Annotated in this window: 3 protein-coding genes; all 3 read left to right on the forward strand. The window is 65.1% G+C overall.

Going from position 1 to position 16354, the window contains the following annotated elements:
* The first annotated feature begins 85 nt into the window (after positions 1-85).
* From AB4O09_RS18410 to AB4O09_RS18420, 3 genes are read left to right on the forward strand one after another with little or no spacing between them, the layout of a single operon-like run.
* On the forward strand, positions 86-10303 hold the full coding sequence (locus AB4O09_RS18410; RefSeq protein WP_460107335.1) for an amino acid adenylation domain-containing protein: 10218 nt from the start codon (positions 86-88) through the stop codon (positions 10301-10303).
* A complete protein-coding gene (locus tag AB4O09_RS18415) occupies positions 10300-14136 on the forward strand; it encodes a non-ribosomal peptide synthetase (protein WP_460107337.1) in 3837 nt (1278 codons plus the stop codon). The genes AB4O09_RS18410 and AB4O09_RS18415 overlap by 4 nt, the downstream gene beginning before the upstream one ends.
* A 1-nt stretch (position 14137) precedes the next feature.
* Entirely contained in the window at positions 14138-15784 is a 1647-nt protein-coding gene (locus AB4O09_RS18420; protein WP_460107339.1) for a cyclic peptide export ABC transporter, read from the forward strand.
* Positions 15785-16354: the final 570 nt, after the last annotated feature.

Consider the following 16354-nt stretch of genomic DNA (forward strand, 5'->3'; position numbering starts at 1 on the left):
GATGCGGCGCCGCAGGTCTCAGACCGATGCGGCGCCTTGATCGACTCACTTGAGTTTTCAAGACTTTGAAATGGACCAAGCAAGCATGAACAACATCGAAGACATCTACTCCCTTTCGCCGACCCAGCACGGCCTGTTGTTCCACAGCGTCTATGAACCGGATTCGCGGGTTTATTACCAGCAATTGAGCCTGGACATGAACGGCCCGCTGCAACTGAACGCGTTTCGCGCTGCCTGGCAGGCGCTGATGCAGCGCCACGCGGTGCTGCGCAGTGCGTTTCTCTGGGAAGAACTGGACGATGCCTATCAGGTGGTGCAACAGGAAGTCGCCCTGCCCCTGACCGAACTGGACTGGCAAGACCGCGCCGAGCCACAGGCCGCGCTGGAACAGTTGGCGCTGGAGCAGCGGGCGCAACCCCTGGAGCTGAATGACTCGCCGCTGATGCGCGTGTGCCTGGTGCGCCTGGCCCCCGAGCGCTGGCACCTGATCTGGACCTTCCATCACATCCTCATGGACGGCTGGAGCGTCGGCATCGCCGTCCAGGAGTGGCTGGCGCTGTACTACGAACAAGCCCATGGCCGCCCCGCCCACTTGGCGCCGACCCGCCCTTATCGCGATTACATCGCCTGGCTGGCGGAACAGGACATGGTCGCCACCGAAGGCTTCTGGCGCGAGCAGTTGCAGGACGTCAGCGAGCCGACCCCGCTGCCCACCTTCGCCGTACGCCAGGCGGCACCGGCAGGAGCGCCGTTCGCCGAACGGGAAAGTCTGCTGGCGGCCAGCGAAACCGAGCAACTGGCGCACTTCGCCCGCCAGAACGACCTGACCATCAATACGCTGATCCAGGGCGCCTGGGCACTGCTGCTGGGCCAACACGCCGGGCGTGACGACGTGATCTATGGCGTCACCGTCGCCGGACGTCCGGAGAACCTGGCGGCGGTGGACAGCACCGTCGGGCTGTTCATCAATACATTGCCGCTGCGTGTGCAATGGGCTGACGAGCCGACGCTGGTGACCTGGCTGCAACACTTGCAGCAAACCAACAGTGATCTGCGTCACCACGCCTACTTGCCGCTGGGCAAGCTCAAGTCGATGACGCGCATCGCTGCCGAACAGGCGCTGTTCGACTCGATCCTGGTGTTCGAGAACTTCCCGGTCACCGACGCGCTCAACCAGGACACCGGTGGCTTGAGCTTCAGTGCCCCGAGCAACGACCAGCAGGTCGATGGCATTACCCTCACCCAAGGCCGCAACCACTTCCCGCTATCGCTGATCGTGGTGCCGGACAAACAACTGCACTACCTGATCAGCTACGACCGCAGTCGCTTCAGCGACGCAGAGGTCGCGGTGTTGTCGGCACAATTGCGCGCCATCCTGTTGGCGATGACGGCGCAAGCGCAGTGCCGGGTCAGCGAGCTTGAATGGCTGAGCCCTGAAGAACGCCAGCAACTGCTCGTGCAGGGTCGCGGCGTGCAGCTGCCGGTGCCTGAGGCGTGCCTGCACCAGCGTTTCGAACAACAGGTGGCCGCTCACCCGGAACACCTGGCGGTCCGCGACCGTCAGGTCGCCCTGACCTACCGTGAACTGGACCAGCAGGCCAATCGCCTCAGCCAGTATTTGCGCGCCCAGGGCATCGGCCACGACAGCGTCGTGGCGCTGGCCCTGGAGCGCAGCGCCGAGTTCGTGATTGCCCTGCTGGCCACCCTCAAGGCCGGCGCCGCCTATCTGCCGCTGGACCTCAAACAACCCGCCGGACGCCTGGCCGATGTGCTGGTGGACAGCCGCGCCGCGCTGCTGATCGGCGCGGCCGCCTCGCCCCTGCTCAAGGGCCTGGCCGAGCACACGCCGACGCTGTGGCTGGCGGAACAGGCCGAGACCATCGCCTCCCAGCCAGACATGCCACCGACCGTGGCCCACAGCCCGACTGACGCCGCCTACGTGATCTACACCTCGGGCTCCACCGGCACCCCCAAGGGTGTGGTGGTCGAGCACCAGTCCATCGTCGATTACCTGACGGCGGTGCACGCGGTACTCAACCCACCGCTGGCGGCCCGTTACGGCTTGCTGTCGAGCATCGCCGCCGACCTCGGCCACACCCAGCTGTTCGGCGCCCTGTGCAGCGGCGCCAGCCTGCTGCTGGTGGATGAAGACAGCGGCTTCAGCCCCCTGGCGCTGGCCGAACTCTTCGAGCAACACCCGGTGGATGTGCTGAAGATCACCCCAAGCCACCTGGCCGGTCTGTTGCAGGCGCTTCCCGACGCCCGCCTGTTGCCGCGCGCCCTGCTGGTCTTCGGTGGCGACGCCCTCAGCCCGGCGCTGCTGGAGCAGGTCAACCGCCTGGCCCCAGGGCTCAGGGTGTTCAACCACTATGGGCCGAGTGAAGCGACAGTCGGGGCGATTGCCACCGAACTGCCGGCAGGCCTGCACAGCATCGCCCTCGGCCGGCCGCTGCCGAACCGCCGATTGCAAGTGGTGGATGCCAACGGTCGGCTGGTGCCCACCGGGGTGTCCGGTGAGCTGCTGATCAACGGCGCCCTGGCCCGGGGTTACCTGCACCGCCCGGACCTGACCGCCGAGCGCTTCCACCTCGACGCGGATCAACAACGCTGGTACCGCACGGGCGACCGCGTGCGCTGGCAAGTGGACGGCCAATTGGCGTTCCTCGGTCGGGTCGACAGCCAGGTCAAGATCCGTGGCAACCGCCTGGAGCTGGGCGAAGTCGAGGCGCAGCTCAAACGCCTGTCGCCGCTGATCGAACAGGCGCTGGTCCGCGCCGTGGAACTGGACGGCAGCCTGCGCCTGGTGGCCTACCTGGTCGCCAGCCAGTCGCTGTCCGCCACGAAACTGCGTAACGACCTCGCAGCGCGGGTGCCGAACTACATGGTGCCGGCGCACTTCATCACCCTCGACGAACTGCCCCTGACCCGTAACGGCAAGGTCGATGTCCAGCGCCTGCCGCTCCCGCAAAAGCCCACGGACGACAGCGCCACCCACGTTGCCCCGCGCAATGAAGTCGAAGCGCAACTGGCCGCCATCTGGCAGGAGGTGCTGAAGCTTGAGCGTGTCGGCGTGCATGACAACTTCTTCGCCCTGGGCGGCGACTCGATCATCAACTTGCAGATCATCGCCCGCGCCAACCAGCAAGGGCTGAAACTCACGCCCCGCCAGCTCTTCGAAAACCGCACCATCGCCGACATCGCCCGGGTGCTGGGCGCCGATGCCAGCCAGGGTGTGGCACAAGACATTGCCGATGGCTATGAACTGCCGCTGGCCGCCGGTCAACTGGCGCGCTTGCAACAAGGGCCGTTGCACGCGACTTGGCGTTGCGTGGCGCTGACCCAGGCGATCGACAGCGAGCTGCTGAGCCAGGCCATCGGCGCCTTGCAGCAACACCACCAGGCCTTGCGCCTGGCGCTCAAGGCCCTGCCGGAGGGCGAGTGGCAGCAACGGGTGCTGGTCGCGACCAAGGCCCCGGTCATCACCACCGAAAAACTGGAGACCTGCGCCCCGGCGCAACTGCAAGCCCTGGCCCAGGCCGGTGTCGATGCGCTGGACTTGGACGCCGGCCAAACCCTGCACGCCAGCTTGCTGGAAGTGGGCGGCAAGCACGCCCTGCTGCTGGCCGCTCATCCGCTGTGCCTGGACGAAGCCTCCTGGTCGCTGCTGCTGACTGACCTCAACCTGGCCTTGGCGCAACTGCGTTATCAGCGGCCGGTGCGCCTGTCCTACGCCGGTGGTGACTTCACCCAGTGGACACGGCACCAGCAAGCTCACGCACAGGGCGATGCCCTGGACGACGCCTGGGAGCACTGGCTGCAATACGCCGGTCTGGAACCGCTGCAACTGCCTGACAGCCAGCAGCCGGCCAGCGTGGTCGAACAGACCCTGGCGGCCGCCACCTCAGGCGAACTCAAGCGCCTGGGCGAAGTGCTGCAACTGGACTGGAACAGCCTGTTGGCCGCGGCCGTGGCCGAACAGTACCGTGAACTGTGCGGTAGTGGCCTGATCGCGCTGAGCGTGCACGGCGCCCGGCCGAGTGTCGAGCGCTTGCCGGTCGCGGCGCCGATTGCCGTGGCCGACCTCGACCCGGCACGCATCATCGGGCCCTTGGCACTGGCGGTGCCTTATTTCCTTCAGCCCGAAGGCGACAGCCTGCTGCAACGCTTGCAGGCACTGGCCACGCAGATGCGCGCCTACCCGCAACACGGCGTCGACTATGGCGCCCTGCGCTACCTGTCGGACAACACCTACCTGCAAGAACCGCTGCGTGACCTGCCGACGGCCTCGGTCGCCATTCGCTGGCAGGGCAACCTCGACAGCCATCGCGAAGAGCGCGGCATCCTGGCCCAGGTCGAAGCCGCAAGCCCATCGACGGCTTCGCCTTGCCCACTGACCCTGGACGCCTGGTGGCAGGATGACTGCCTGCACCTGCGCAGCCAGGGCACCCTCGCCGCCGACTGGGCACCGCGCCTTGCTCAACGCTTGAGCGAACTCGCCGGACTCGTCGCCACACCGGACCTGCGCCCTGCCAGCCAGGCGTTTCCACTGTGCCACAAGCAAGCGGCGACCCTGGCGGCCGAGCCGCTGGACTGGTTGAACATCGAAGACGTCTACCCGTTGTCGTCGATGCAACAAGGCATGCTCCTGCACACGCTGTTGCAACCCCACAGCGGCATCTACCTGATGCAACAACGCTACAGCTGGGACGGGGTATTGCAACGCCCGGCGATGGAAGCTGCGTGGCAGTTGTTCCTCGAGCGCCATCCGATGATGCGGACCGCCTTCTGGTGGCAGGACGACCATGAGCCGCTGCAATGCGTGTACCGCCAGACCCACCCGGCGTTCGACTGGCAGGACCTGCGTCATCTCGACGAAGAACAGCAGCGCCTGGCCATGGACCAGGCCCTCGAAGCACAACGCCTGCAAGGTTTCGACATGGCCGCTGCGCCACTGACCCACCTGCGGGTGTTCCAACTCGACGAGCGACGCTTCGCCGTGGTGCGCAGCTTCCATCACATCCTGACCGACGCCTGGTGCTTTGGCCTGCTGATGGAAGACCTGCTGGCGATCTACCAGGCCATCGTGCGCCAGGAACCTGTGGCCCGTCCGCGCTTGCGCTCGTTCCGCGGCTACATGAGCTGGCTGGAACGCCATGACATGGCCGCCGCACACGCGTTCTGGCAAGCCGAAATGGCCGGTTTCAGCGAGCCGACGCCACTGCACGTGGACAGCCCCGCAGCCGGCCCGGAACAGGCGCCGGAACAGGTCGGCGACTTCGACCAGACCCTGAGCATCGCCCAGACCCAGCGTCTGCAGCAGCTATGCCAGCAATACCAACTGACCCCCAACACCTGGATTCAGGGCGCCTGGGCGCTGTTGCTGTCGCGCTACAGCGGCAACCGCGACGTGCTGTTCGGCGTGACCGTCGCCGGCCGCCCGACTGACCTCGCCGGTGTAGAAGAAATGGTCGGGCTGTTCATCAACAGCTTGCCACTGCGCATCGATGTCGACCCACAAGCGCCAGTGGCCGACTGGTTGCAGGCGCTGCTGTCCCACAACGCGCAATTGCGCGAACACGAAAGCGCGTCGCTGGTGGACATTCAGCGTTGCAGTCAGGTGCCGCGCGGCCAGCAATTGTTCGACAGCCTGGTGGTGTTCGAGAACGCGCCACTGGATATCAGCAGCGTGCAACTGGATGCCTTCAGCATCGACATCTACGAAGACCGAGTGCACACCAACTTCCCGATGACGGTGGTGTTGTACCCCGGCGACCGCCTGGGCATTCGCTTGTCCTACGACAGCATGCGTTTCAGCACTGACACCGTGCAGCGCATGCTCGGGCACCTGGTGCAGCTGCTTTCGAACATGCTGGAGACACCGCAGGCGCCCCTGGGCAGCCTGCACATGCTGCCTGAGTCGGAACGCCGGCAGTTGCAGATCGACTGCTACCGCAGCGACGTCGACTTCCCGCTGGAGCGCGGCTATGCGGCGCTGTTCGCCGAACAAGTGCGCAGCCGCCCGCAACACCTCGCCGCGGTATGCCAGGGACAATCGCTGACCTACGCCGAACTGGATCGCGGCGCCAACGCCATCGCCCATGCGTTGCAAGCCGCCGGGGCCGGCCCGGAAACCCTGGTGGCGCTGTTCGCTGAGCGTGGCCTGGCCTTGCTGACGATGATGATCGCCACGCTCAAGGCCGGCGCCGCGTTCCAGACGTTGGATATCCAACAGCCTCACGCCCGCCTGGCGGAGCTGCTGGACCTGGGCGAAGCGCCGCTGTTGCTGGTGTGCGAGCACGCGACCTCGGCACTGGACAACGTCCTGCCGCAGATGCGCCAGCAACCCACCTGCCTGATCGCCCAGGCACTCTGGCAAGGCCGCGAACAGCCGCCGGTCAGCTATGTGCACAACCCGGATCAACTGGCCTACGTGATCTTCACCTCCGGTTCCACCGGCACGCCCAAAGGTGTGATGGTCGAACAACGCGGCATGCTCAACAACATGTTCGGCAAGGTCCCGAGCCTGGGCCTGGGTGAGCACGACCGGATTGCCCAGACGGCTTCGGCGGCGTTCGATATCAGTGTGTGGCAATTCCTCGCCGCACCGCTGTTCGGCGCCACCGTGCACATTCTTCCCGATGCCCAGGCCCACGACCCTGTAGCCTTGCTCGATGCGGTTCAAGAACAGCAGCTGACGCTGCTGGAAACCGTACCGGCGCTGATTCGCGGCATGCTCCAGGAAAGCCAGGCGCACCACAGCCTGGCGAGCCTGCGCTGGCTCCTGCCTACCGGTGAGGCATTGCCACCGGCCCTGGCGCGGGACTGGTTCGCACGCTTCCCGGCCATCCCGTTGATGAACGCCTACGGACCCGCCGAATGCTCGGACGACGTCGCCTTCTACCCCATCACCCAAGCCCCGGCCGACGACTGCCTGCACATGCCCATCGGCAAGCCGACCGCCAATAACCAGGTGTTCGTCCTCGACTCGGCGCTGCGCATGGTCCCCATCGGCGTACCCGGCGAGTTGTGCATCGGCGGTGTCGGCGTAGGTCGCGGCTACCTGCGCGACCCGCAACGTACCCGCGAAGCCTTTGTGCCGCACCCGTTCCAGGCCGATGCGCGCCTGTATCGCAGCGGTGACATCGGCCGGATGCGCGCCGACGGCGTGATCGAGTACCTCGGCCGTCGCGACCAGCAAGTGAAGATCCGTGGCCACCGCATCGAACTGGGCGAGATCGAAAACCGCCTGATGCAACACCCGGCGGTGGACAGCGCGGCGGTGCTGGCGCTGCCCGACGCCCGCGGTGCGTTGCAACTGGTGGCTTGGTATGTGCTCGACGAAGCGGTCGACCTGGGCGGTGAGTCCGCGCAACAGGTCTTGAGCGCTTACCTGGGCCAGCAACTGGCAAGCTACATGGTCCCGGCCCGTTGGCTGGCCCTTGCGCAATTGCCGCTGAACGCCAATGGCAAGGTCGACCGCCGCGCCCTCGCCGCCCTGGATGTGCCCCAGGACGAGACAGCGCAGGCGCAAGGCATCGCACCGCGTACGCCAACCGAGACAGTGCTCGCCGAACTCTGGCAGGAAATCCTTGGCCTGGACGATGTCGGTGTGCATGACGACTTCTTCGCCATCGGCGGTCACTCGCTGCTGGCCACCCAGGTGTTGTCGCGGATTCGTCGACGGTTGAACGTGAACCTGCCACTGCGCACGCTGTTCGAGCGCGGCACCCTCGAACAATTGGCCGAAGCGGTCGATCAGCAGCGCAACGCCCAGACCGAAGCCGACAGCGACAGCGACAGCGACAGCGAGATGACCCTGGCGCCGCGCAACCAGCCGTTGCCGCTGTCCTACAGCCAGCAACGGTTGTGGTTCCTGGATCGCTTCGAAGGCCCCAGCGCCGCCTACAACATGACCACCACCGTCAGGCTGCGTGGCGCGCTGGACATCGCGGCGCTGCAAGCGGCGTTGCAGGCAGTCTTCGAGCGCCATGAATCCTTGCGCACGGCGTTCCACCTCCACGGCGACCAGCCTTGCCAGGTCATCAGCCCGGCGCCTGTGGTGGACTTGACGCCGACCGAGCTGAGTCACCTCGACAGCAAGCAGCAGGCGCCAACCCTGCAACGCCTGATCTCTGAACAGGCCGCTCGCCCGTTCGATCTGCAACAGGCACCAATGCTGCGCGCCAACCTGCTGCGCCTGGGTGCCGATGATCATGTGCTGCAACTGGTGCTGCATCACATCGCCACCGACGCCTGGTCCATGGGCATCCTGATGCAGGAGCTGATCGTCGGGTACCAGGCCCGCACCAGCGGCTCGACACCGGTGCTGCCGGTGCTGCCGATCCAGTTCGCCGACTATGCCTATTGGCAACGCAGCGAAGCGCAACAGCGCCTGCTGGCAAGGGCCATCGACTACTGGCGCCGCCAGCTCGACGGCGCGCCAACGCTGATCCCGCTGCCGCTTGACCAGCCACGCCCGGCGCGCCCCGACTACCAGGGCGCGGCGCTGGAGCAACGCTTCACCGCGGCCCAGACGCAGGTGCTCAAGGCCTATGCGCAAGCGCAACGGGCGACGCTGTTCATGGTCTTGCTCAATGCCTTCAACAGCCTGTTGCAGCGCGCCACCGGGGCCAACGACTTCATCGTCGGCACCGACCTGGCCAACCGCGAACATCCGGCCCTGGAACACCTCATCGGCTTCTTCGTCAACGTGTTGCCGATCCGTGCCCGCCTGAGCGAGGGCGAAACCTTTGACGTCCGCCTGCAACGCTTGCGCGAGGATTGCCTGTCGGCGTTCCAGCACCAGCAGGTGCCGTTCGACAAACTGGTGGAGGAACTGCAGCCGCCGCGTACGCCGGGGGTCAACCCACTGGTCCAGGTGCTGTTCGTCATGCAGAACACACCCAGCGGCAATGCCAGCCTGCTGGACCTTGAGGTGGAGCACTTGGTATCGCCCCAGGAAAGCAGCAAGTTCGACCTCGCTGTGTTCGTCGAAGAGGACGAGGAACAAGGCCTGAACGTGCGCTGGGTGTATCGCACCAGCGTGCTGCAGGCGCAGACCGTCCAGCGCCTCGAACAAGGCTTCGAGAGCCTGCTGGAGCAGATCCTCTCGGACGCAGGCCAAGCGCTGGAGCATTGGTCGTGGCGCCTTGAGGGCGGCAACGCCAGCACGCCGTCCCAGGCCGATTCGTCGCTCGACGAGGCCTCGGCCCGCAGCGCGCGCAAGCAGTCGAAACTGAGCAAGCTCAAGCAGACGCGCGCTACCGCCGTGAGCCAGGTGGCCCACGAGCAGGTCCGTACCCGCACCCTCAACGCCGGGCAGGCCTTGCCATTGGTGATCGAGCCGTTGCTCGGCGACCTGGACCCGGTGCACTGGGCGCTGCAAGCCCGGGAATGGATCAATGCCCAGTTGTTGACCCACGGTGGCCTGCTGTTCCGAGGTTTCAACCTGCCGGACGCTGGCGCTTTCGAACAATTCGCCCAGGCCATCGAACCCGACCTCTACGGGACCTACGGCGACCTGCCGAAAAACACCTCGGGCAAGAACATCTACCACTCCACGCCGTACCCGGAACAGCACATGATTCTCTTCCACAACGAGAGCTCCCATCTGCCGCAGTGGCCACGCAAGCAGTGGTTCTATTGCGAAACGCCGGCACCGCGCGGCGGCTGCACGCCCATCGTCGATTGCCGGCAAGTGTTGGCGCGCTTGCCCGAGGACATCGTCGCTCGCTTCAAGGCCCTGGGGCTGCTTTATGTGCGGCACTTCACCGACAAGCTGGATGTACGCTGGCAGGACTTCTTCAAGACCGAACAGCGCGAGGAAGTCGAGCGCCAATGCCTGGCGTCGGGCATGCGCTGGGAATGGCTGGGGGCCGACAACCTGCGGATCGCCCAGCATTGCCCGGCCATCGTCGCGCATCCCGAGACCGGTGAACTGTCGTTCTTCAACCAGGTGCAACTGCACCACACCGCCTGCCTGGAGCCGGAAGTGCGCAGCAACCTGATCAGCCTGTTCGGCCCCGGGCACCTGCCCCGCAACGTGTACTACGGCGACGGCAGCGTGATCGAAGACACGGTGATGCAAGTGATCGGCGAAGCTTATGAAGACTGCGCAGTACGTTTCAGTTGGCAAAAGGGTGACATGGTGATGCTGGACAATATGTTGGTGGCCCATGCCCGGGACCCCTTCGAGGGCGAGCGCAAGATCTGCGTTGCCATGGGCCAGATGATGCGCCGTGAACAATTGACCGGCTGCCTGCCCGAAGCGCAGCCGTCGCCGGCTGCGGAGGTGCAGGCATGAGCGCCTTCGAAAAACGTGAAGAAGCCTTCGCCCTCTCGCCCCAACAACGCAGCCAGTGGTTGGCGGGGTTGCCAGCAGCGCGCCTGGAACTGGAAATAAAAGGTCCGTTGGCCCTGGAACGTCTGCAGCAACGACTCGTCGCCCTGAGCGCCTGCCACGAGGCCTTGCGCCTGCGGGTGCGGCCTGAGCCTGGCTTGCTGATGCCATTGCAAGTGATCGAATCCACCGTCATGGCCGCGAACGCCTTCAACGTCGAGGTGCAAGCAATCGGCGCCGATCGCCACCAGGTGACGCTGCAATTGCCGGCACTGAGCGCCGATCGCGGAACCTTGCTGCGCCTGGCGCAGGCATTGGGCTCGACCGATGCGCCATCGGTGGATGACGAAGCCATGACCTATACCCAGTACAGCGCCTGGCTCTACGAATTACAGGCCGATGAAGACGCCGAGCCTGGCCGACGCTTCTGGGCCAGCCAGGCCCTGGACGAGCCGGCCGCCAGCGAATTGCTCTACCGCCAGGTACGCAGCGACCGCCCGGACGCCCCGGTCACCACTCGCCTGGACGCCAACCCGTCGGTGAGCATGGCCCTGGACAGCTTTTGCCAGCGTCACGACGCATCGCCCGAGCAGGTCTTGATGACGGCCTGGGGCGTGCTGTTGCAGCGCCTGAGTACTGGCGACAGCCCGGCACTGACCTTGAACTGGGTCCACGATTGCCGCGACGACTATGAAGAACTCGCCGACTGCTGGGGCTTGTTCGCCAAGCCCCTGCCCCTGCGCTGGCAACCGGCGGCGGACAGCCATTTTGCCCAGGCGCTGGCGAACCTGCAGGTGCTCTGCGAGCAAGCCACGGAATGGCAGGAATACTGCGGCGTCAGCGCTGCACAGCCGGGCGACGCCCCGCAGTACGGTTTTCAGTGGGGTGGGCAGTTGCCCGAACGGCTCGACACCTTGGGCAACCTGGCATCGACGCTCACCGTGCTGGACGCACAGGCCATCCCCGCGGGCATGGAGCTGCTGCTGGTGGCCGAAACCACCGCTGGCGGCTATCGCTTGAACCTCTGCCACCTGCCGAGCCGCTACAGCGAGCAAGCCGCCCTGGTCTTGCTGGAGCAGTTCCAATCGCTGCTGTTCGATGCCCTCACCAACCCGGGCAAGCCCTTGGCCGAGCTGTCATTGCAGTCGCCGAGTTTCACCGCGACGCTGGCCGCCCTGCAGGCGCCAGTCGACGTCGCGGCGCTGCCGTTTACCAGCGTGCCGGCGCGCTTCGATGCGTGTGTCGCGCAGTTCCCCGAGCACTTGGCCCTGCGCGACCACAATGGGCAACTGAGCTACGCCCAATTGCAGGCCCGCAGCAGCCAACTGGCGCATTACCTGCGCGCTCAAGGCGTGGGTCGCGAAGACCGCGTGGCGTTGTATCTGGATCGCTCGTCGCAGATGGTCCTGGCCATGCTCGCCGTGCTCAAGAGCGGCGCGGCGTTCGTTCCCCTGGACGTGCATCAGCCGGCACAGCGCTCCCTGGCCATCCTGCAACAGGCGCAGCCGGTCTTCATCCTGAGTGGTTCGGCCGGCAGCGCCCCTGCGTTGCCCGCCATCGGCAGCCTCGACCTGCGGGATGACGCGACCTGGCAGCAAGCACCTACCACGCCAGTCGATGTCGAGATCCAAGCCCAGGACGCGGCTTACGTGCTGTTCACCTCCGGCAGCACCGGCACGCCTAAAGGCGTTATCGTCGAGCATCGGCAGCTGGCCAGTTATGTCGCCAGCGTGTCCCGCCGCCTGGCGCTGGCGCCCGGCGAACGCAGCGCGGTGGTGACTTCCCTGGCGGCCGACCTGGGCTACACGTTGCTGTTCCCGGCACTGCTCAGCGGCGGCGAATTGCACTTGCTGGACAAGGAAACGGCGATGGACGCCCAGGCCTGGGCTGCCTGGCAGGCGCGATACCCGATCGACCACCTGAAGATCGTGCCGTCGTTGCTCGACGCCTGGTTGATTCACGCCCAAAGCGCTGCCGTGTTGCCACGCAAGCAATTGATCCTCGGTGGCGAAAGCTGTTCGCGGCGCCTGTTGCAAAGCATTCGCGACCTCTCGCCGACGCTGGTGGTCTTCAACCATTACGGCCCGACCGAAACCACCGTTGGCGTGGTGATGCACAAAGCCGAGCCGACCATGGATTATCGCCGCCTGCCGCTGAGCGACCGTCTCGACGGCATGCGCCTGTACCTGCTCGACGAGCAGCAAGCGCTGGCCGCCCCCGGCCAGAGCGCCGAGCTGTATATCGCCGGCCCGCAACTGGCCCGCGGTTATCTGGACACGCAACAAAACGCCGGGCGTTTTATCGAACTGGCGCAACTGCCTGGCGAACGCCTCTATCGCACCGGCGATCTGGCCCGCTATCGCCATGACGGCAGCCTGGAAATCACCGGACGCGCAGACCGCCAGGTAAAAATCCGTGGTTTCCGTGTGGAACTCGACGAGATCCAGGCGCAACTGACCGGCCTTCCCGGTGTAGCCCAGGCTGCCGTGGAATGCATCCCCCGGGGCGAGCTCGGCCAGCAACTGTTCGCGTTCATGACCCTGGCGCCTGGGCATTCGACCACGGTCGCCCGGCTGCACGGCCAGGCCCAGGATTGCTTGCCAGACTACATGCTGCCCACCCTGCGGATCGTCGAAGCATTGCCACTGATGGGCAACGGCAAGCTCGACCGCAAGACCCTGCAGCAATGGGCCGATAAAGTTCTCGACACAGTCGGCAGCGCCTTGCCGCGCACACCGCTGGAAGCCCTGCTCGCCGACGTCTGGGCGCAGGTGCTGGGCCTGGAGCGGGTGGGCATCGACGATGACTTCTTCGAGCTGGGCGGCCACTCCCTGGCAGCAGTGACCCTTGCCAGTCGCTTGCAGACCGCGCTGTCGGCACCGGTGACGGTCAATGCGGTATTCAATGCCCCGAGCGTCTCGGCGTTTGCGGCGCTGGTACAGGCCGAGCTCAAGCTCTCGCCGCTGGTCCGGCTGTCGGCGCCCAACACCGTTGAGGCCGCCAACCTGTTCTGCTTCCACCCATCCACCGGTCACGTGCAGGATTACCGCACGCTGCTGGCGCCGCTTTCGGGCTGGCATCTGTGGGGCTTGCAGGCGGCGTACCTGAGCGACGACAGCACAGCGCTGGGCGGCGATATCGAGAGCCTCGGCGCGCTTTATGTCGAACACCTGCGCCAGCAGCAACCGCAAGGGCCTTATCACCTGCTGGGCTTTTCCCTCGGCGGCCTGCTGGCGATTGCCGCGGCCGCTCGCCTGGAAGGCCAGGGTGAAGAAGTGGCGTTTCTCGGTATCATCGACTCGCAATACCAGCGTCAGGCGCCGGAAGACAGTGTCGAAGCACTGCTGGAATCGGCTTCCCAAGCAGTGACACCGGACAGCCAGGCAGTGTTGCGCCAGTTGCCGCCGCCGATCATGGCCGCTTTGCTGGCGCAACTGGACGCCCTGCCTCCAGCGGCACGCCTGCCGGAACTGGTCCAGTGGGCACGGCAACAAGGCCTGCAACTCGATGGCGACAGTTGGGAGCATTTGCAAACGCGGCTGCGCTACCAGCAGCATACGCAGCATCTGCTGGCGACTTTCCAGCCTGCCCGGCTAAGTTGCCCGGTGCATGTCTGGTGGGCCAGCGACACCCTCGCCCAGCCTGACTTCGCCGACCCGCAGTGGGAACGCTTGAGCAGCGGGCCGTTGACCCGCGAGGTCATCGCCGCACAACACCTCACCATCCTTGAGCAACGCGCCTTGCATGAACAATTGGCGGCGCGCCTCACGGCCATTGCTACACACGGAGCGGTTTGAAATGGATCTGTTGTTACTCATGGCTAAACGCTCATGGCGCGCACTGCTGGTGGCGACCCTGACGGGGCTGACCTGCGGCCTCGCAGCGGCCGGCCTGATCGCCAACATCAACCACAGCCTGGAGGTGTTCGATAAGCTGCGCCCAGTGGATGGCGTGCTCTTCGCCGGCCTGGTGGTGTTGGTCGCGGTGTCGCGGATAGTCTCCGACATCAGCCTGCTACGCCTGGGCCAGGCCGCGGTCAACGACATGCGCCTGCACCTGAGCGCCAAGCTGATCGACACGCCCTACGCGCAATTGCAGCGCCTGGGCAAACATCGCCTGCTGGCAATGCTCACCGACGATACGCAAACCATCAGCCAAGCGGTGGAGTTGGTGCCGATCCTGCTGGTCAACGTCGGGATCATCGTCGCATGCCTGGGCTACCTGGGCTGGCTCAGCATGCCGCTGCTGGGCCTGACGCTGCTGCTGATCGCCCTCGGCAGCCTGAGCTTTCACTGGCCGCAACGCCGGGCACTGACCTCGATTTCCCGCGCTCGCGAGCTCAAGGACCAGTTGTTCAATCAATACCGCCTGCTCACCGATGGCAGCAAGGAACTGCAACTCAACCATCCGCGCCGGCAGCACTTCTTCACTCGCCTGCTGATACCGGTGAGCCAGCAATATCGCCGCGATTTTGTCCGGGGCATGAGCATCTACGCCCTGGTCCTGAACTGGGGCAATGCGGTGTTCTACATGCTGATCGGCGTGGTGCTGTTCGCCGCGCCGCACTTCATCGAGCTGGGCGTGAGCCTGGTCACCGGCTATATCCTGGCGATCCTCTACATGATCACGCCGCTGTCTGAACTGATGCACGCCTTGCCGACCCTCGGCCGGGCCAGCGTGGCGCTGAACAAGATCCGCGCCCTGGAAGGCGAGATGCAAACCGCCGACGAGGCCCTCGACACGATCTCGCCGACCCAGGTTCGCAGCCTGGTGTGCCGCCAGGTCACCCACACCTATTACCGCGAGCGCGAGGACGGTCATTTCACCCTGGGCCCCATCGACCTCTCCCTCAATGCCGGCGAAGTGGTGTTCATCACCGGCGGCAACGGCAGCGGCAAGACCACCCTGGCCTTGTTGCTGACCGGGCTGTACCGGCCGGAAAGCGGCGACATCATGCTCGACGAGCAAGTGTCTTCGAGCAATGACAACCACCATTACCGGCAGCACTTCTCGGCGATCTTTACCGACTTCTGCCTGTTCGAAAACCTGTTCGATGGCGACGATCCGCACCTGGTGAAACAGGCGCAGGACTACCTGGTGCACTTGCAACTGGACCACAAGGTGAAAATCGAGGAAGGCAAGCTGACAACGCTGGCGCTGTCCACCGGGCAACGCAAGCGCCTGGCGCTGCTCAGCGCGTACCTGGATGATCGCCCCTGCTATCTGTTCGACGAATGGGCCGCCGACCAGGACCCGGTGTTCAAGCACTTTTTCTACACCCGGATCCTGCCGGACCTGCGCAAGCGCGGTAAATTACTGATCGTCATTTCCCATGACGACGCCTACTTCGGCCTGGCCGACCGGCTGATTCGCATCGAACATGGCAAGCTCGGCGAAGTCGCCCCGCAGGCTGATGCGATGCCCATGGCCGAAATGCTGTCTTGAGGAAGCCCTGAACATTGTGGGTAATGCTGTTCACTTACGGCGCTTCTTTCAGAAATGGAAAGCGTCGTTTTTTTGATAAAGCTACTCGCCTTTTTTCCGGACGGATGGTGTGTATATCCGTTGCTGCGGTAACGGCGGCTGGCGGTTCCGCCCTGACGGCGGGTCACTTTTGGAAGAGCCGGGAGCCGGACCAGCCAAAAGTAACCAAAAACGCTTTGCCCCACCACTCGGTGCCTCGCTAGGGCTCGGCATGCCCTCACTCCGGCCAGCGTGGTTTAACGGGGCTCTCAGATCAAGATCTAAAGTAAAGCAAAAGCGGGGCATGTCCAGCATCTATGTGACTGCGCCACGGCTATCGCGAGCAGGCTCGCTCCCACAATGGGCCGCAGTGAACACAGAACTCATGAACACCCAAGATCACCTGTGGGAGCAAAGCTTGCTCGCGATGAGGCCAGCAAACCCAACATCCATGCGACTGAGCCACCGCCATCGCGAGCAAGCTTTGCTCCCACAGTTCTGATGGGTGTATGACCGGGAGAACCAGGTCGGCTGTTAGGCCGCCTCGGCGTG

The sequence above is a fragment of the Pseudomonas sp. H1_F01 genome (assembly GCF_054681425.1).

Bases quoted from the DNA above. Each gene is read 5' to 3' on its own strand.
- AB4O09_RS18410 (WP_460107335.1), top strand. From the start codon at position 86: ATGAACAACATCGAAGACATCTACTCCCTTTCGCCGACCCAGCACGGC.
- AB4O09_RS18420 (WP_460107339.1), top strand. From the start codon at position 14,138: ATGGATCTGTTGTTACTCATGGCTAAACGCTCATGGCGCGCACTGCTG.
- AB4O09_RS18415 (WP_460107337.1), top strand. From the start codon at position 10,300: ATGAGCGCCTTCGAAAAACGTGAAGAAGCCTTCGCCCTCTCGCCCCAA.